The organism is Cohnella suwonensis (assembly GCF_042655365.1).
In the GTDB taxonomy this organism is placed as follows: Bacteria; Bacillota; Bacilli; order Paenibacillales; family Paenibacillaceae; genus Cohnella; species Cohnella suwonensis.
This window is the reverse complement of the sequence record NZ_JBHSMH010000082.1, coordinates 111,994-129,593: the sequence shown is the minus strand read 5'-3', so window position 1 is coordinate 129,593 and position 17,600 is coordinate 111,994. Positions and strand designations below refer to the sequence as shown.

Here is a 17,600-nt window from a genome sequence, read left to right as displayed (position 1 = left end):
ATCTTTTCTGGCCATAAAAAATCCTCCCCTGACTGATTCTGAGGAGGATTATCTCATAGCGATTAGCGGGCTTGAAGGTGGGGAAGGTTTGACGCTTACGAGTAAGGAGGGATGCAAATGGCACACCTGATGAGTAAGGAAACGATATTAGGCCATATGAAAAAAGAAGGTCTGCGTCATACTCCCCAGCGCGTTCATATCGTCGAGCTTCTATTCGATTTGTCGCATCCGACGGCAGATCGGATTTATGCGATGATGGCCGAGAAATTTCCTTATGTCAGCCCAATGACCGTATATAGCACGCTCAAAAAGCTGAAGGAGATCGGCGTCGTCAGAGAACTCTCCAATGGCAACAAGTCCAGCAACTTTGAATTGGCCGAAAAGGATCACGGGCACTTTCATTGTAAAGCTTGCGGCGAAATATACGATCTGGAATCGAATGACCTCGAAGCGTTGATGGCCGTCGGTTCGAATAACGGCGCGTTCCAGGTGGATAGTTGTCGGGTCGAGTATTATGGCCTATGTGCGAACTGCAAGGCTTAACGGCAGTACGCCAAGATGTCGCTTGACGAAGAAGATATTTACAAAGCGGATCGGAAGGAGGTGGGACTTAGTTGGAGCATATTTTTGATTTTATCCAATTGGCGCTCTCGATCGGTCTCATCTCTTCGATATTGGTTCTTCCGTTCACCTCGTTCTCTACTCGAGCGATACGCTGGAGTCATGAAGATGCTGCGGCCGGTTCAACCTTGTTCGTGTCTGTCAAACAGCCTCGGTTCGACGGTATCCAGCGATGGATAGCGCGAATCGCCAGACGAAAAGAAGCGCCTGATGAAGACGCTAACGGTCCTTCCCCACGTTGATATTTCAACATTCAATTAGGGAGGACCACCTTGAAAAAATACTCGAAGCTCCAGAAGCGGGCAAAGCCCATTCTCGTCATGTTAATCGGGATGATCCCGGTCGTTCTGCTTAGCGGATGCTCGACGGCATCCCCGTCCAACCCGATCAATGCCGATTCGCCGGGGATCTTTAACCATTATTTTATCTATCCGTTCTCGACGCTGATCCAATTTTTCGCGGATGCGTTTCACGGAGACTGCGGATTATCGATCGTGCTAACACTCGGCCATACAATTGGCTTGGATGGGATGTCCCTTCTAAGTTACAGGAACGCGAAAACCCACCTTTGGCCTACGAACCTTGGGGTGGGTTTTTACTTTCTCTTGTAGTTATTTGCGATGTAGGTAAAAAGAGCAATGACAAATGTTGAGAACCCAACGATCAAGTGTTCTTATATTAATTAGGCTGATCTAATTGGAGTTAAAAGATATATGGATTGAGAATCGTCATAGGGTTCAATGATTATGGGGTTCAGCTTGCCAGAAAACTTTAGTGTTGTTTTTGTGGTATCTATGGAGCGCAGAATATCTCTCAAATGCTTTCCGTTAAAGGATATTTGAATTTCTGCACCAGTAATAAGCTCAATGCTCATCTCCTCATGAACATCACCAATTTCAGCAGTTCTTGCAACTAATTCAATATGGTGTTCAGTGGCATTTAACCGCAGCACATTACTTTCATCCGCTAAGAGTGAAACTCTTTCTAGGGTATTAATCATGCTTGCCGTGTCCACTATGATTTCAGTCGTGTGTGATACGGAAATAATATTATCGATGGAGGGATAGGTCCCGTCAATTAATGCAGAATAACAAATCAAGTTTCTTGTTTTGAGAATAGCCCGATTTTCTCCAAATATGATTTCTGCTGTCTCTTGTTCATCGTTAAGTAGTTTTGATAGTTCATTAAAGTTTTTGCTTGGAATAACTATAGGGGGAAAATAATGTACAGAATTTAAGTCCGTATCGATAGTCCTTGATGCTAATCTTACGCCATCTGTAGCAAGGAATCTAAGGCGATCATTCACCGCAAGTTGACAAGATACACCTGTTAAAATAGGTCTATTCTCGGATGTTGAAGCTGCAAAAACAACTTGTCTAATCACCCTGTGTAAAAGTGAGCTTTGGATACTAAAAATAATGTTGGGTTTAACCTCTGGTATCCTTGGGAACTCTATGGGATCCATTCCACACAAGCGATAAACAGAAAAGTCAGACCGGATAGTGAGGACAAGGTGTTCCGTTAATTCAAGAGTCACACTTTCCGATGGGAATTTTCTTATTATTTCTAAAAAGTATTTTGCCGGAACTACGATACTTCCCGTGCGGACAATTTCTATATACCCTTCAACTAATGGAATCTCATATTGGATCATCAAGCTAGTATTACTTGAAAAAAGAGTGAGTCCATTCGAATGTGCAATTAACTTGATTCCCGATAGTACGGGAATTAAGGTATGAGGGGATATGGCCCTGATAACGTTCTGTAATGCATCATACAAATTGACTTGAGAAACTCTAATCAGCAATAGACGTCACGTCCTTATTTCCTGATTCCGTAAGGAAAAAGGCTTCCATAATCTCACGGACCATTTCTGACTTAGAAATATGAAGGGAGTTTGCACGTCGTTCAAAGGTCTCCCATAGTTCCTCTGATAATGTCAGAGATAATTTCTTTGTTACTCCAAAGCCTTTTCTTCCCGCACCTTTACGGGGCCCCCCTTTTGAAAACATAATACTGAGTTGCCCTTCTTTATCAGGAACACCTAGTTTGATTTTCTCGGTTTTCATTCTATTCATCCCTTAATATTGATTAGAGTAACTTTAATCAAAGTGCGTATAAGTTTACTTTAACATAGCCGGAATTGTTTAGCAATATATGGTTTGAGGTTTTGCGAAGTGTCAAGAACCATCCGACAGCTGGAGCGACTGGATTGGATACGTGTCTAACCCCATCGCGACCGGAGACGAAGAGAAACCGAAAGACATATAGCAGTATGTAACCCCTGAATACATCGCCATGCGGTTCAAGCACCCCTCATTCGTCTGAAGTCAACATCTTAAACATTTGCCTGTCAATCAACACGAAGTCAACCGTTTGTAAAGTCCGTTTAGAATAAATCGCGGTGAACCGTACCACAGCTTTTGCTTAGGAAAAGCAAAAGTCCCCTCCGCCATTTTGGCGGAAGGGCAAAACTCAGAACAAGTTTTCCGAAAATTATGTTTAACGAGTAGTAGGCGATGGATTGGCTTGCATTTGCAGTTCCGGAGCGCGGACCTTGTGCATGCTGACGGCCAGTGCGCCCGCCGCAATTGCAACAATCATGATCAACACGAGCGCCAGCGCCTGGCCTCCGACACCCGAACCCCCAAACAGCAGGTTCATGATTCCTTCCACAGCGTAGGTGGCCGGCAGTAATTTACCTAAACCGTTAAAGAAATCCGATAGCAGTTCGCGAGGCATCGTTGCCCCCGAAGTGACAAGTTGAGCAGAAAGAGTCATGATATTAAATAGCATTCCTGCATTGCCGAAAAGAATCAGGAAAAACTGGGAGACGAACATAAACGTCAGGATGAACAGCGCTTCGAAGCCCCAAACTGCCATGAAACCCTGCCCCGTTTGGCCGCCCAAAGCAACCAGGAGCGACGTTCCGATCAGCGAAACCACAACTGAAGCGACGACGTTAATGATACCGCGCGCTGCAAACTGCTGCCATCGATTCAATTGAGAGGCCGCCATCATCGACGACTGCTGCAGATTCAGGCTCAAAAGCATCGCCCCAATGTACCCGGCCAGTACCATCATCATTGGCACCATCTGGTTATTCACGCCATTGACCCGGTTGGAATAATCGATATCGGACGTTACCCGCTCGGACAGCGATTCTGCGGCGCTTGAGGCCTGCTGTTCGGGTAACTTCTCCTGTATGAGCAAACTCTTCGCGCCCAGCTCGATCGCCTGTTTGTTGACCATTGCCGTTACATTGGAGGCAACCGTTCCCATCATGCTCTTGATCGCCGACGGGTTTGATTCATTGATGCTGTAATGAAGCGCCGCTTTCCCATCCGGGTTCATGACGGTTTGAGAAAAGTCTGCAGGAATGGTGATCACCATCTGGAGCATGCGTTCATTCAACTGCTCTTCCGCCGCTTCTTCATCCTGCATAAGAACTGCTTGAACAGGCAAGGATTCCTGGAGTTTCTCAGAAATCTCAGGCCCCATCTGCGTATCGAGCGAAACGATGCCAACTGTAAGGTTTTTCATTCGATCGGCGTCGGTAACGCCGTTATAGCCGGTCATCCAGATGACCGAGAAGATGATTTGGAACATGATGGCTGTAATAATGCCTACTTTGGTCGTCGGTTTTTTCAGAAATACTTTCAAAGCTGTTTTCATGCTTTTTCAACCCTTTCTCAAAAAATCGTTTTGTGAATAACACCCGTGATCAGATACGGTGATAGAATTCTTTTTCTTTTACTTTATCCGAATCACAAATCGAGTAACAAACGAATGATTTTCCTTATGTTGTGACAAGGATACTCTTTAATTCTTTTTTGTCTTTTACTTTCTTCAAGAAAATCTTTTCTTGTTGAACTTCACCTTCCATCTACTTGCCTAGTTTTATCTCGTTGGTTTTATCTTCTCGGTACAGTAGGGAGAAGGAGTTGCCCGGGTCTCATTCCACCAGCTGAACGAAAAAGATTTTGAAACACGAATAATATAGCACACGCCTGTCAAGTTCCTGCATAAACTAATGCAAATGTCAAGAGGTTTATTTTTTTTAGAGGGGGGCATTCTCAATACGGCAAATTGAACGATTTGATAGATGTTCGAAAAGTAAGTGGGGGGTGAAGTTTGACAAAGAGAGGGCCATCCCAAAAAAAGGATGGCCTTCAAACTTGCCGTTACAGACAGCGCGGAGAACCGTACCACAAGTACAGCAATAATTGAATTAAGCATTTCATAGCCGTCTACCGTCGGCGGTAACTACTTTTCTCAACGAGAGATCGGTTGGAGTGTCAGCACTCGGCTCGCCAAGCGCCAGCCTAAGGGTGTCTTTCGAAGCGTATCGGAATAGGTAACACTAGCAACCGCCCCATCCGACAGAAGGCCAAGGCCCTTCGATTCTGCGATGAGGTCTTCTCCGGGGCCATCTTTGACATACACGTTCGTCAAATGATGCGCTCGAGCGTGGCCTTCCTGACTTGCCATTTCTCGAATTGCTTCAACGCCGGAAACAGGTGCAAATCCAAACACACTGGAGTCAAAGAAGGCATCATCGGTAAAGACCTCACCAAACCTGTCCCATTCGCGTTTGTCTACTAAATGGCCCCAAAGGGACAAAAGCTGGTTAACCTCAACGATGTCATTGATGGATGGTTTCATGGACGATCCTCCGTTTTGTGATTATGTAGGTGAGAATTCGCATTGCCGTTGGCAATCTCAAGGTAGGCTTGAGTTGATCAGGTGGATCAATGACTCTTTGGAGGTTCAGACTTCATCATATCGTTAAACTGGGTCACCAAAACTCCTTCGTTCGGGCCAGGGTTACTTCGAAACAATTTCACTTCTTCCACCAGAACTTCGTCTGTATCCGTACCAAGTACCTTTATCGTTGCTTCAATGAATGACGCAAGTGGCATCGCACGCGGTTCATCGTTGCTATTCAGCAGATCCGTTTGAACCCATGGTGGCGCAATTTCCAGTACTTTTACCGATGTGTCTTTAAGCATGTACCGTTGGGACAGCGTATAGGTATGGAGTGCTGCCTTCGTCGCAGAGTATACAGCGGTTATAGCTAGTGGCACAAATCCAAGTGACGAAGTCGTGTTGATGACAAACGCTTCTTCTTTGGACTTCAAATGCTCGATCAATGCAGAGGTCATACGAATTGGCCCCAGCAAGTTTGTCGTGACAGTCGAAACCAAAACATCTTCATCGATCACGCCCGCCGCGTCATCGAACAGCATGATGCCGGCGTTGTTAAACAAGACATTTAAATCCGGGTATTCTTCGATTAACTGCTCGGCGGTCGCCTGTACGCTGGCAGGATCTTGTACATTCAACTCCAATGCGGACATGCCGGGATTCGCTTTGAGCGTCTCCTCCAGACGCTCTTTACGACGCCCAGAGATAATAACTTTGTTTCCAAGTTTGTGAAGAGCTTCTGCTAGCCCACGTCCAATTCCCGAACCTCCGCCTGTAATAAAAATCGTATTTCCTGTAAGCTTCATTTGTAAACCCTCCTGATTTATTATTAATTAATAAACATTTTTTCATCTGAACCTAAAAATACTAAAGATTGTTGCAATTCCTTGACGTGTTGATGGATTCTTTCACCTCCCTTCATGTTATTTTTTTACATAAACGTTGATATAACAACTATTTGACATGGGTATATATTTGTGTTTGCTAGATAGTGGTACACGTTTAATGGTTATTTTAATAACCATTAAACGTGAAGTAATTTGTGACTTTCCTAGCGTGACATAAACCTATTAAGTGATACAACGTTAAGTCTGTTGGATGTTCTGACGCATTTTAGAAAGAATTCTTGTCACTTCCTGTAACTCTTCAGGTGAAATTCCTTGACATATCAGCCGATTAATTTCTTCAGAAGTTGGAACTACATTGTCCATAAGTTTCTTTCCTTCTGCCGTTAAATATACGTTTTGTAGACGTCGGTCACCTTGACTAATGATTCTTCGGATAAATCTTTTTTGTTCAAGACTATCGAGCATACGCGTAATAATTGCTTTATCTTTATCCAGCTTTTGAGAAATTTCTTTTTGGGTCAATCCGTCTTCTTTCCAGAGAAGCTCCATGATCAAACACTGTTCAGGTGCAACTTTGAAAGGTGCTAATTCATTCTTTGCATAGTTACAAAGAGCTAAATCGATTTGATGAATAAAAATACCAATATTATTCCCTGAAAATAATGTCACATACACCATCCCATATATAGTTGATATACCAACAGTATATGTATCAACTATATATTAAAATAAGAACATCGTCAAGTAATCAAACCATCTAAGAATATGACAGACCAGAAGTGGTCACGACGATCGGGGTTCCCAAAGCCAATCCGACAGCTGGAACGATTGGATTAGTTATGCGGGGAATCCGTTAGCAACGGGTGAGGAGTAAGAGTCGAGTGGAGCCTGCCACAGGCGAAATGCGAACCGCTTAACGATTGCCAACCCCTTCCCCGGGACGCTGGAACTGTTGGCGCGCGCGATCAACCTCTGCCCGGATGAAGCAATCCTCGACATGATCGTTGATCAGCCCCATCGCTTGCATGAAGGCGTACACCGTAGTCGGCCCGACGAATTTCCAGCCCTGCTTTTTGAGCTCCTTCGACAGCGCGATCGATTGCGCCGAGGTCGATGCGGTCTGCGGCTTCGCCAACTGACTCCGGTCCGGCTCGTATCGCCAGATAAAGGCGGCCAGCGAGCCCTCCCGTTTGACCAGCTCCTGCGCCCGCAGCGCATTGTTAATAACCGCCTCGATCTTACCGCGATGGCGTACGATGCCTTCATCCCCGAGTAGACGGTCGAGGTCGCGCTCCGTATAGCGTGCGATCCGATCGAAGTCAAAATCATGGAACGCCGCACGGAAGTTCTCGCGTTTCACAAGGATCGTGCGCCAGCTCAGTCCGGATTGGAAGCCCTCCAAACTTAACTTCTCGAACAACCGGCGATCGTCGCTGACCGGAAATCCCCATTCGGTATCGTGATAATCGAGAAACTCCGGCGCGGCGCCGCACCAGCGGCAGCGCGGTTTACCGTCGTGTCCTGCTATCGTCGCGTTCATTGGCTCCCCTCCTGATTCGTTTGTGCAAGCTGCGAGCTCAACCAGTCACACATTTGCCGGACCTCATGCTTGATGAAACTCTCATCCCGAAACGCTTGTGCCAGCGTGGCGACCCCTTGACTTCGGGCGAGGAGGTGCATCGCCAGCTCGTCGGCGTCTGCGTCGCGGCCGAGCAACGCGAACTGCCGGCTCAGCCATGTCCGAAACAGGGTAAACAGCTCGATCGCCTCCGCCTGCGAGGCATGATTCAGCTTCGCCAGCTCCGTACACAGCGTGCCGACCGGGCAGCCATACATTTTGATATCAGCCTGGTTTGCGATCAGCATTTGGATAAAGCTCTTGATGCGATCCTCAGGCCGCTCCCCTTCGACTTCCCACCGCATCAGCATGTTACGGGTATTCTCCAGCCGCGCTTGGATCACGGCATCCAAAATTTCGTCCTTTGATTTGAAGTGATAATAGAAGTTTCCCTTGGAAATTTGCACGGAATCGGCAATATCCGCAAAAGAGGTATGTTCGTAACCGCACTGATAGAATAACCGGTCGGCCGATTCGACGATGTGCCCGCGAGTTGTTTTACCCTTCATGCTTAACACCTCCGTAGCCGACCGCGCATCAACGTCAGTCGGCTTGCTTATACTTCACTCAGGATAAAAGGAATAATCGATGTAACCCGTTTCGCCGCCTTGGTAGAACGTAACTCGATCGGCTTCATTTAATGGCAGGCCCTCCCGATAGCGGCGGACCAGGTCCGGATTGGCCAAGAAGGGAGTCCCAAAAGCAACCAAATCCGCGGCGCCGTTGCGTACCGCTGCTTGGGCACGCGCCAAGTCGTACCCGTTATTCGCGATATACGGATTGGTAAACTTCGAACGCAAGGTGCGGTAATCCAACTCGCTGTTCTTAGTCATCATATCGCCTTCGAGCACATGCACATATGCCAAACCGCGCGGACTCAATTGCTCGACGAAATATGCGAAGTGCGTCTGCGGGTCGGAATCCGACATCGAATTGAACCGATTCTCCGGGGTCAAGCGTACGCCTACGCGCTGCGCCGGCCACACCGCGCAAACCGCATCGAGAATTTCATCCAACAGACGCATACGGTTCTGCACGCTGCCTCCGTACGCGTCGGTGCGACGGTTGCTGCCGTCGCGGAGGAACTGATCGACCAAATAACCGTTGCCGCTATGCACCTCCACGCCATCAAAGCCTGCGCTTTTGGCCATTTCAGCGCTGCGTTTGAACTGTTCAACAATCCTCGGAATTTCAGAGGTCTCAAGTGCGCGCGGCGTCACAAAATCTTGCATGCCGGTATATGTAACGGCTTGTCCCTCCGGCCGCAGAGCCGAAGGAGCCACTGGCGTCGCGTTGTCTGGCAACAAGCTCGGGTGGGAAATCCGCCCGCAATGCTGCAGCTGGAGAAAGATACGGCCTCCCCCCGAGTGCACCGCATCGGTCACGCGGAGCCAGCTAACCACTTGGGTATCCGTGTAGATCCCCGGGGTGAACGCGTAGCCTACGGCTTCCTGCGAAACCGGTACAGACTCAGTGATGATGAGGCCGGCGCTGGCGCGTTGATGATAGTAGGTCGCCATCATGGGCTGCACGACACCGTTTGCATCAGCGCGATTGCGAGTCATCGGTGCCATGATCTCATCTCCTTCATCATTTGGCAATAGAATTAGGACGAACGTCCAAATTCTCGATAAGATTAGCACGACCGTCCTAATTTGTCAAATCGAACAAGGACCGCAATAGAGAATAAAGCAGAGGAATTTGAATAGCACCTTTTTTAGTCTCCTTGCTTTTGGGCTTCACTTCGGTTGCAGCAGCCCCGAGCCAACAACAGCCGGCAGTCCCTCGAAGCCTACGATTGACATTGTCGCAGCAAAAATACTACACTGTGTAGTATGCGGGGGTGTGACGGCGTGAAGATTAAAAGACTGAATATGAGCGGAGAGGGACTGAATCGCTATTTTGGTCCGCTCGAAGCCAAGATTATGGACATTCTCTGGTCTTCCGACGGGTTGAGCATCAAGGAAGTGCAGTCGATCCTTAATCAGGAAAATCCGATTTCGGTTAACGCCGTGATGACGGTGATGAACCGGCTGCTCGACAAAGGCCATCTTACGAAAGCGCAGACCGGAACCGGCAGAACTCAAGCAGCTCGGTTCAGCACCGTGCAGACAAGGGAACAGTTTCTCTCGGAACAGACGAAAGAAGTGTCACGGGGACTCATCCAGGAGTATGGAAGCTTGGTCGTGAACCATATGATCGATGCGCTTGACGATGTCGATCCGGAGACGATCGCGAAGCTGGAACGCAAATTAAGCGAAATCAAAAGAGGAAAAAAAGGATGAACCCTCCGGTTAAGCTGAAGTGGATCTATGCATTGATGGTCGTCTTCATTGTTTTTGTCAGCGTGCGGATGGGGATGTTCGTTGCTCATCAAATGGGAAACGACAGGCTGCAGGGCGCTATCGTGACCTATGTCGTATTCGACCTAGTAATCGGGTATACGCTCATTAGGGCGATCTGGCGAATCATTGCGCAAACGTATTTAACGCGGAAATGGCATAAGCGGTTTTACGCCGGCAAGCATGACAAACTAACGAAGCGTCTTAATTATAAGTACCGCAGTTTGGGAACGGAAATCATTGTCGTGAGGGACGAAGCGTTCGTCGCGCTGGCGATTGGCATGCGGCGGCCGAAAATCGTTGTCTCGACCGCGGTTTTCGATATTTTTAGCGATGACGAATTGAAGGCGATTCTGCTGCACGAGTGGCATCATTGCCGAAATCGCGATAATTTGAAAACGTTCCTGATGACCCTCCTGGCGAATGCTTTCGGGTATTGGCCGATTATGAAGCCGATATTTCGCTACTATCAAACATGGACGGAACTGCTCGCCGACCGTTTCGCTATCCGTTGGATGGGGACGGAGTTGCATTTAGCCAACGTTCTCTTGAAGTTGTCCAAAGGGGGGGAAATGCGGCAACATGCGGCGGCCGTTCACTTTGCAACTACGACGATGCATTATCGAATCATGCAGGTTCTTGAGCCCGACAAGACAGTGAAGGTAAAAGTAGCCGTGCTTAGACCCTTACTTGCATCCTTTTCGTTGCTGCTGCTCTTCATGCTGGGCGGGGATTCATAATCTCTTTTTTTAAGCGATCATACTACGATATGTAGTACATTGAAGATGACTGATATTGGCGATATGTACTTTGGGAGGGTAAAAGAATGAGAGTTGTTTTATTTACGATTGGAGATTTCCACGTCCATTCTTACGGAGTCGTCGTGGCATTGGCCGTACTTCTGGCGTTGGGGGTGGCTAGTCACTTGGCTGCAGGCACTCCGTATCGGGAGCATATCACGAACATAGTGCCCTATATGTTCGTTGGCGCGATTTTGTCTGCGCGCATATGGCATGTTTTCTTTTTTCAATGGGACTATTACTCGAAGCATCTTTCGGAAATCGTATATATCTGGAATGGCGGAATTGCGATTCAGGGAGCGTTGATTGGCGGCTTCATCGCCATGATCATCTATACGAAGAAGCACCGTTTGTCATTTTGGAAGTTGGCTGATATGCTGGCCCCGGCAATCGTATTGGGTCAGTCGGTCGGCAGAATCGCCTGTTTCCTGAACGGAGACGCGTACGGCTCGCCGACCGGCTCGGGCTTCGGCATCGTTTACCCGGAAGGCTCGATGGCTTACGACGTTTACGGCTCGCAGCCGCTGTGGCCGGCGGAAATATGGGAGGGACAGTGGGATCTGATCGTATTCGTGCTGCTGCTCTTGTCGAAAAACAGGAAATGGGCAGCCGGGATACTCTTCCTGGCCTACAACATCCTGTATTCGTTCGGGCGATTTAACCTTGAATGGCTACGGGGCGATTCGCCGCGTTACGCGTTCCACTGGACGGCCGGACAGTGGACCAGCTTCAGCGTTATTGCGGTCAGCTTATGCCTGATTGTGTTCCTCGTCATGCGCGATCGGAAAAAGACGCGGATTTTGGTCCAATAGCCGTTGCTGGTTTGGCGCCGACTATTTTCCGCCGTCGGTTACTTCTTTGGCCGCTTCCCTCAACAGTCGAACGCCTTCCTTTATTTGCTTTTCGTTCATGTAAGAAAAGCTTAACCGGATGTAAGATTTCATCTCGCCAAGAGGATCGCATATCGCGCCCGGTACGAAGGAGACGGATTGCCTTAAGCTCTCTTCAAGCAATCTACTTCCGTCAAGCGGATCAGGCAGCCGGATCCACAGGTTGAGTCCGCCGTTTTTCGGTACCGTTCTCGCCAATGCCACAAGCTGGAGGCCGTTACTTCGCAAGGGAACGGCGCTCCTTGGGGCGCGAAATTCAAAGCCGCCGCTAAAGGCGTGAACGCGATTAACGCAGAGTCAGCGATGGATTCCGTATCCATGCAGAAATACAGTTCATTTCGCGATTGCATGCAGCGCCCCATCAAATCCGGTGTAATACACGATATCGGCCGCGATCGCGGGCGTCGACTGTATTTTGCCGGTTTGGAGTTTCCATTCCAACTGGCCCGTGCGGGCATCGACGGCATACAGGTTATTCGCTTCCCCGTTGCCGGTCTCATAGGCATAACCCGATCCGAAGTATAACGTTCCCTGCTCATAAGCCGAGGCGGCAAGCACGTTGCTGTCCGTAGTGAATTTCCACTTCTCCTTGCCGCTTTGCGGATCAACGCCCGACATATAGTCGCCGTTGGAATTGCCGACGAAGAGCGTGCCGTCCCGATAGACGGGCGAGGCGACCCATGCCGGAGCGAGCTGCTCCCACAGCTTCTTGCCGGTTTTCGCCTCGAACGCGTAGAAATTGAAGTTGCGCGCGCCTGCATATAACACGCCGTCATGGATTTCCGGAGTCGATTGAATGGCAACGTGCCGACCGTTGGGAGGTGTCCGGTACGACCAGCGCAATTGCCCGTCTTTCTTGTCCACGGCATACAACATCCCGCTCCAATCCCCGAAATATACCGTGTCCGCATCGTGAACCGGCGAGCTTTTGATCGGACCGTCCGCCTTAAAGCTCCACAGCTTATACCCCGTAGCGGCGCGCACTGCGTACAAATGGGAATCGGCGCTCCCGATATATAGCGCTTCCCCATCGACGGAAGCAGAGGAATCATAGTAGTCCCATTCGTCTTGCTCGCCTTTCCGAACCGAAGTCGCAAACGTCCATTGCAGCGAGCCCGTCCGGGCATCCACGGCGTATACCGACCCCGCGTGGCTCTGGAATATTATATTATTCCCGCTCACTCTTGGGCTTGATCGGATTTTATCATCCGCGGCAAAGCGCCAGATCGGTTCCCCCGTATTGCCGTCGACGGCATAGAATTGCTTATCGTCGCTGCCGAAATACACGATGCCGTCCGCGAGAAGCGGCGACGAGGTCATGCGGCCGCCGGTTTGCACCTTCCATATTTCTTGATGCGCGATGACTGGAACGTCGTTGGACGAACACCCGAGCAGCAGGAAGAGTAGAAGCGCGAATAGCCATTTCCATTCTAGGAACGGTCGTTTCACCTTGGCATACCTCCGAGCGTGCTGAGCGTACAACGCTGTAAATAGGTCCAACTAGCTTCCATCCTTACGTTGAAGCCGGCCTTCCGCAATCCGATGTGCTTCGATAATCAGTTGCTTCGTTTTTTCGACATTGCCGTCGACCGGATTAAGGATGCATACAAAGTGCTGACGTGAATAATGGGGATGCGGTAGAAACGCGTTCAGCGCCGAATAGTCGATGCCTTCATTTAATAAGCCGGCGATGAGATTGTTGAATGTCTCTTTGCTAACTCCTATATTGAGGCGAAATACTTCTTCTCGATTAAGGTTAGACACATCGTCGTAGTCATTGTCTGAATCGGCAATGGTTACAAACGGAAAGCGGTGATCGTCGCCGACAAAAAAGAACGAATATCCGAAGTTCTCTTCTCGTTGCACATTCGGCAATTCCATCAGAAATGCTTCAAAATCCGCCTGTTTCATCATTCTCCCTCCAACAATTCGGAATTGAACGCGTATTTACCTGCTTGAATATTGGCCAATATCCGCTCCGTCGTTGCTGCTTCATTCTCAACGTAACTAACCCAAATGCCAACAAGCTCAGGATGCTTGGAAGGCTCGGACGGGCGCTCTTCCGTTGGCAAACTCCTCAAGAAACGAATCGATTTTTCCAGTGCAATACGGCGTTGCTGTAAGAGCGCAATCGCTTTTTGTCGTGACAGCATATCCATAAAAGCAATTCCTACCGAAAGCTGCTGAATGTCGGTACTTACAAGCGCCGATTCAAGCAAAGCGCTAAATTCGGTTTCTCCATGCTTGGTGACAGTGTATTCCTTGCGTGATGGACCGAGTTTTACATTGACCTCTGAATTAACTGTCCTCGTCATCCCCTGCGCTTCAAGCTTGTCCAAGGCATGATAAATAGACCCGGGCTTTACGCTGGTCCAAGTGTCGGCATGCCAAGAAGTGATATCGCTTAATACAGCGTAGCCATGACTAATTCCCCTTCGCAAAATGGAACCTAATACGAGCAATCTAACAGTAGACACGGATTACCTCTTTCCTATTGACCTAACCACGCTAGTCAAATTTGAATATCAGTACTTGTATTAAACTACACGAACGCTATCTAGTCAAGTTTGAATAGGGTGTGATCAAACAGTAATCGTGGTGATTTAAGGGGAATATGGAAGGTATGTTAGTCCGGCTGTCGAATAATAGAACAGTCACTCACAATACGTCCAAGGAGCAATACTAATGTCGCAGCGAGCTAAAATAATCTGGCTTTTACCGCTAATAGTCGCGATGGCGTTTATGACTTCGGGCGCAGCCTCCGCGGCCGTGAATAAGCCCGCTACGAAGCCGATCGGCCTCTATGTACAGGATAAGCTAGTTAAGCCGACGGTCGCGCCTATCGTCAAGAATGGCAGGGTTTATGTGGAGTTCCGCAGCGTCGTTAAGGCGCTTGGTTTTACTTTTAATTACGATGCCGCGAAACAAGTCATTACGGCCAATTCGGAGGATGCATCGTTCAAGATTGAATTGAAGACGGGGCAGACCTACGTGAATGGGAAACGGTTCGTATACGATCAGGGTGTACCGATGATTATTGCTTCCGGTGCGAATACGCTTGTCATCGGCCATCTGTTCCATGCGACGGAATATCTGTATACGGATTATTATGCCGACAAGAAAATCGTGATGGTGTACGAGGATCCGTGGGGCAAGCCCAAAAAGTCGGATGTAAGGACGATTCAATCCGTCATCAAGAAGTACTATGCGGATGCCGGCGCGTCCAGCGTGACCAGTATCCAATTGAAGTCGTGGGGAAGTTTCGTAACCATAACGGCAGATGCGGCTTTTGCCAAGGGCGGGGATGTCTTGCTGAACCGCATCGAGCATGCTTCGATCGAGATGGAGCGGGGAACGGTAAAGTCTGGACCATTCACGATATCCAATCCGAGATCGAATACGTAGACTACGCCTCGCTCGCAGACCAGAAAGCTGCAGTACCGGAAATCGAGGGGGCCGCTATTCGAAGTCTGTTGACTGCCGCAGCCAAGGCTCTGAACGAGAAGGATGCTAAAGCGCTCGTAGCGTTGCTAAATCCGGATGCGCCATTGGGCGAAGGAATATCTAGCAGGGAAGAACTAGAGCTTATCATTCAATATCAGTTCCTCCGCCAAGGGTATAAGACCGTCACAGAAAAGGATGTCATCGTTGCCTACCAATCGAGTCGGGCAACCGTGTATGATGTACGCGTACTAACGGTAGCACGAGCGAAGATACCCTTCAATATCGACAATTCATGCTACTAGCTCTCGTAAAAGCCGCGGACGGCAAATGGTATTTGGATCCGGACAACGATCTGTTTTTGGATATGCAAGAGGTTTAAGTTTGCGTACAGCGATTCGGATTCCCCTCATTTCATCTCCCAGAAGATAAACGTGTTGCCGAAAATTGTCCATCGTACTGCGGGTGGGACTGAACGTATTGCTTTCCTGTACGATACCTCCCACTAAAATACGCATAAAGAAGACCTCCTTTCATCATGAAAATGACTTGCAGCTAAAACCCGAGCTACTGGTGAGGTTTACCGCCGCTCAGGATGGCTTTCACTTGCACGGAATACTCCATGTCCAGCACCCCGATACTCCCGGATATATCGCTCGGGTTCTCCAGCAAGGCAAGCGTCATTAAATAAAAAGCGTTATGCGGGCTCCAATATTCGTTCGTTTGCCATAAACACCCGTTATCCGTGTCCAGAAACGGCCGATCGTTCGCGTCCCCGCCGATCCCATTCATGATCCCTCCGGGAATGATTCCGAGGGCCCTGGAGTGCGGATAAGGCTGATTCGTCCCGATGCCGCTTGTCATAGAAGCCTGAAAAGGATTGCCTCCCAACACCCAATGCAGCTGTGCGTATGCCCATTCTGAATAGCGGGGCTGCCCTAAAACCTTCGCCGCCAAAGCCAAAGCGACGCCTTGACTGAGCAGGTGACTCGTCGTACCGACCCACCAATCTACTTTTATTCGTTCGTCGCCTTCGCGATAAATCGGCATGAACATCCGGTAATACCCGCCCCCTTCCAAAGTGCGGTAAAAGTCGGGAGTAGCGGGCCGTTCCCAAACGCTATAGGGGATGATTCGGAAAGGATTCGTTTCTACCATTGTCGCAATATAACAATCAAAATAGCGTTGAATGCCTTCCCTTAATCTTTGTGTGTCCAACTTAGCACGAAGAACATGGAACGCTTCGATCAGGGCCATGGCCGGGATACCTGACAGCCACGAGTGGCGGAACAAATCCGCATCCCCAGTTCCGGCAGCGTAAAAAGCACCTTCCCAGGGGACTAACGTCGTAACCTGACGGTTCAGAAGCTGTTCCGCTTTCGCGGATATTTGCTCAACGTCCATTTCCGTTCCGGCTTTAAACAGTTCAGCTGTTGCCAGAAGCGACAAAGCCAACGATAACGTATCGCTTTGATTGTCCGGCATCAGACTCGCAAAGTTGTAAGCATTCAAGCCTTGATCCAAGCATTTTTCCGCGTAGCTTTTGTCTATGCTTTCGAAGGTTTGCGCCATGAGCGCCTGAAGATAGGCGAACAACCATTGGATATTGGGATCTGCGGGTCCGACATTAACGGTACGTTCATCCCCGGACTTCGCTTGATTGTCCGTCCAGCGGTTGTCCGAATTATTCCCGTTCACCCCTCCTGCTGTATCGAGCCATATTTGACCGTTTTCAGGGTTAATCATTTTCAGGAAGTAGGCATTCCCCCATCTCAACTCGTCCAGTACGTCATCTTCGGCAAATTTGCTCCATTGGACATTCCAGTGTCTTTTGAGCCAGCACATGGCTACGGCCGGAAGCATCGTGCAGATCATCCATTTTCTGAGATCCCCCGCATCATGCCAACCTCCCGTCATATCCACTTGCTCTCCGGTATCGCTTCTGATTCCGTCGTCAAGATGACAGGCATCATGCCAGTCCATAACAGCTGTGCCGCACCTTTGAATATGGGAATAAAAAAATACGTCGTATGCCGTTCTTGTGTAGACATCCTGCCTGATAAAAAAAGGCACCGATTTGCTTGAGGCCATCTGAATCTGATAAAGCCCAGGCTCCGTTATGCTATCGAAATGAATGATTCCGGCCATACCGAACGCAGATTTATCCGTTATTTTCGCTTCCCCTTCATAAACGATCTGCCATGTGGTCAGATTCATGATTTGAAACGTTCTGATCGTATTTTCTTCCCGTTCAAAAAGTATGACCGCGCTTTTGCCGGAATGACAGCGATAACCGACGTGATTGTTGCAGATTTTAATACTTTTGGGCATGC

At 48.8% G+C, this 17,600-nt stretch carries 23 protein-coding genes; 7 read left to right on the top strand and 16 right to left on the bottom strand.

The features are described from left to right. Positions 1 to 117: 117 nt before the first annotated feature. The 3 genes from ACFPPD_RS20185 (at position 118) to ACFPPD_RS20175 (ending at position 1,232) form a co-directional block, all read left to right on the top strand. On the top strand, positions 118 to 543 hold the full coding sequence (locus ACFPPD_RS20185; RefSeq protein WP_209748069.1) for a Fur family transcriptional regulator: 426 nt from the start codon (positions 118 to 120) through the stop codon (positions 541 to 543). A 71-nt stretch (positions 544 to 614) separates the two neighbouring features. Next, positions 615 to 863, top strand: a complete 249-nt coding sequence (locus tag ACFPPD_RS20180) for a hypothetical protein (RefSeq protein ID WP_209748072.1) — start codon at positions 615 to 617, stop codon at positions 861 to 863. A 30-nt stretch (positions 864 to 893) separates the two neighbouring features. Next, entirely contained in the window at positions 894 to 1,232 is a 339-nt protein-coding gene (locus tag ACFPPD_RS20175) for a membrane protein insertase YidC (protein WP_209748074.1), read from the top strand. Here the strand turns inward: ACFPPD_RS20175 and ACFPPD_RS20170 are convergent. The 10 genes from ACFPPD_RS20170 to ACFPPD_RS20125 form a co-directional block, all read right to left on the bottom strand. Next, positions 1,217 to 1,288: a putative holin-like toxin gene (locus tag ACFPPD_RS20170; RefSeq protein ID WP_378083071.1), complete on the bottom strand. Its 72-nt coding sequence runs from the start codon at positions 1,286 to 1,288 to the stop codon at positions 1,217 to 1,219. The genes ACFPPD_RS20175 and ACFPPD_RS20170 overlap by 16 nt on opposite strands. 15 nt (positions 1,289 to 1,303) lie before the next feature. Then, positions 1,304 to 2,428, bottom strand: coding sequence for a DNA polymerase III subunit beta (dnaN, locus tag ACFPPD_RS20165; RefSeq protein ID WP_209748076.1), 1,125 nt, complete (start codon positions 2,426 to 2,428; stop codon positions 1,304 to 1,306). Continuing rightward, positions 2,418 to 2,690 carry a ribbon-helix-helix domain-containing protein gene (locus ACFPPD_RS20160; protein WP_209748078.1) on the bottom strand — a complete coding sequence of 91 codons (273 nt, stop codon included), beginning with the start codon at positions 2,688 to 2,690 and terminating at the stop codon, positions 2,418 to 2,420. Before ACFPPD_RS20160 ends, dnaN begins: the two co-directional genes overlap by 11 nt. 433 nt (positions 2,691 to 3,123) lie before the next feature. Then, positions 3,124 to 4,296, bottom strand: a complete 1,173-nt coding sequence (locus ACFPPD_RS20155; RefSeq protein ID WP_209748080.1) for a YhgE/Pip domain-containing protein — start codon at positions 4,294 to 4,296, stop codon at positions 3,124 to 3,126. A gap of 600 nt (positions 4,297 to 4,896) precedes the next feature. Next, positions 4,897 to 5,286, bottom strand: a complete 390-nt coding sequence (locus ACFPPD_RS20150; RefSeq protein WP_209748082.1) for a nuclear transport factor 2 family protein — start codon at positions 5,284 to 5,286, stop codon at positions 4,897 to 4,899. Positions 5,287 to 5,372: 86 nt separating this feature from the next. Next, a complete protein-coding gene (locus ACFPPD_RS20145; RefSeq protein WP_209748084.1) occupies positions 5,373 to 6,134 on the bottom strand; it encodes an SDR family oxidoreductase in 762 nt (253 codons plus the stop codon). 279 nt (positions 6,135 to 6,413) lie between these two features. Then, positions 6,414 to 6,845 (bottom strand): MarR family winged helix-turn-helix transcriptional regulator, encoded by a 432-nt coding sequence (locus ACFPPD_RS20140; protein ID WP_378083065.1) that lies wholly within the window; start codon positions 6,843 to 6,845, stop codon positions 6,414 to 6,416. Between the two features lie 244 nt (positions 6,846 to 7,089). After that, entirely contained in the window at positions 7,090 to 7,716 is a 627-nt protein-coding gene (locus tag ACFPPD_RS20135) for a DNA-3-methyladenine glycosylase I (RefSeq protein ID WP_209748088.1), read from the bottom strand. Beyond that, on the bottom strand, positions 7,713 to 8,303 hold the full coding sequence (locus tag ACFPPD_RS20130; protein ID WP_209748090.1) for a TetR/AcrR family transcriptional regulator: 591 nt from the start codon (positions 8,301 to 8,303) through the stop codon (positions 7,713 to 7,715). Before ACFPPD_RS20130 ends, ACFPPD_RS20135 begins: the two co-directional genes overlap by 4 nt. A gap of 54 nt (positions 8,304 to 8,357) precedes the next feature. Beyond that, positions 8,358 to 9,368, bottom strand: coding sequence for an alkene reductase (locus tag ACFPPD_RS20125; protein ID WP_209748092.1), 1,011 nt, complete (start codon positions 9,366 to 9,368; stop codon positions 8,358 to 8,360). A gap of 300 nt (positions 9,369 to 9,668) precedes the next feature. Here ACFPPD_RS20125 and ACFPPD_RS20120 point away from each other — a divergent pair, with 300 nt between their 5' ends. The 3 genes from ACFPPD_RS20120 to lgt all read left to right on the top strand — a co-directional run bounded on the left by ACFPPD_RS20120 (position 9,669) and on the right by lgt (position 11,748). Further along, on the top strand, positions 9,669 to 10,079 hold the full coding sequence (locus ACFPPD_RS20120) for a BlaI/MecI/CopY family transcriptional regulator (protein WP_209748273.1): 411 nt from the start codon (positions 9,669 to 9,671) through the stop codon (positions 10,077 to 10,079). Further along, positions 10,076 to 10,876, top strand: coding sequence for a M56 family metallopeptidase (locus ACFPPD_RS20115; RefSeq protein WP_209748094.1), 801 nt, complete (start codon positions 10,076 to 10,078; stop codon positions 10,874 to 10,876). Before ACFPPD_RS20120 ends, ACFPPD_RS20115 begins: the two co-directional genes overlap by 4 nt. Before the next feature lie 86 nt (positions 10,877 to 10,962). Further along, positions 10,963 to 11,748, top strand: coding sequence for a prolipoprotein diacylglyceryl transferase (lgt, locus tag ACFPPD_RS20110; RefSeq protein WP_209748097.1), 786 nt, complete (start codon positions 10,963 to 10,965; stop codon positions 11,746 to 11,748). 21 nt (positions 11,749 to 11,769) lie between these two features. On the opposite strand, the gene ACFPPD_RS20105 is transcribed toward lgt, so the two are convergent. The 4 genes from ACFPPD_RS20105 to ACFPPD_RS20090 all read right to left on the bottom strand — a co-directional run bounded on the left by ACFPPD_RS20105 (position 11,770) and on the right by ACFPPD_RS20090 (position 14,303). Beyond that, on the bottom strand, positions 11,770 to 12,054 hold the full coding sequence (locus ACFPPD_RS20105) for a hypothetical protein (RefSeq protein ID WP_209748099.1): 285 nt from the start codon (positions 12,052 to 12,054) through the stop codon (positions 11,770 to 11,772). A gap of 105 nt (positions 12,055 to 12,159) precedes the next feature. Next, the gene (locus ACFPPD_RS20100) at positions 12,160 to 13,275 is read right to left on the bottom strand and encodes an outer membrane protein assembly factor BamB family protein (protein WP_209748101.1); all 1,116 of its coding nucleotides are present in this window, start codon (positions 13,273 to 13,275) and stop codon (positions 12,160 to 12,162) included. 51 nt (positions 13,276 to 13,326) lie between these two features. After that, positions 13,327 to 13,737, bottom strand: coding sequence for a DUF6194 family protein (locus ACFPPD_RS20095; RefSeq protein ID WP_209748102.1), 411 nt, complete (start codon positions 13,735 to 13,737; stop codon positions 13,327 to 13,329). Beyond that, complete coding sequence (locus ACFPPD_RS20090; RefSeq protein WP_209748104.1) at positions 13,737 to 14,303, bottom strand: PadR family transcriptional regulator; 567 nt, start codon at positions 14,301 to 14,303, stop codon at positions 13,737 to 13,739. The genes ACFPPD_RS20095 and ACFPPD_RS20090 overlap by 1 nt, the downstream gene beginning before the upstream one ends. 208 nt (positions 14,304 to 14,511) lie before the next feature. Here ACFPPD_RS20090 and ACFPPD_RS20085 point away from each other — a divergent pair, with 208 nt between their 5' ends. Then, entirely contained in the window at positions 14,512 to 15,231 is a 720-nt protein-coding gene (locus tag ACFPPD_RS20085; RefSeq protein WP_209748106.1) for a stalk domain-containing protein, read from the top strand. Between the two features lie 329 nt (positions 15,232 to 15,560). Here ACFPPD_RS20085 and ACFPPD_RS20080 read toward each other — a convergent pair whose 3' ends face one another. Further along, on the bottom strand, positions 15,561 to 15,785 hold the full coding sequence (locus ACFPPD_RS20080) for a M81 family metallopeptidase (RefSeq protein WP_209748108.1): 225 nt from the start codon (positions 15,783 to 15,785) through the stop codon (positions 15,561 to 15,563). 49 nt (positions 15,786 to 15,834) lie between these two features. Beyond that, positions 15,835 to 17,598 carry a glycoside hydrolase family 9 protein gene (locus tag ACFPPD_RS20075; protein ID WP_209748110.1) on the bottom strand — a complete coding sequence of 588 codons (1,764 nt, stop codon included), beginning with the start codon at positions 17,596 to 17,598 and terminating at the stop codon, positions 15,835 to 15,837. Positions 17,599 to 17,600 lie beyond the last annotated feature (2 nt).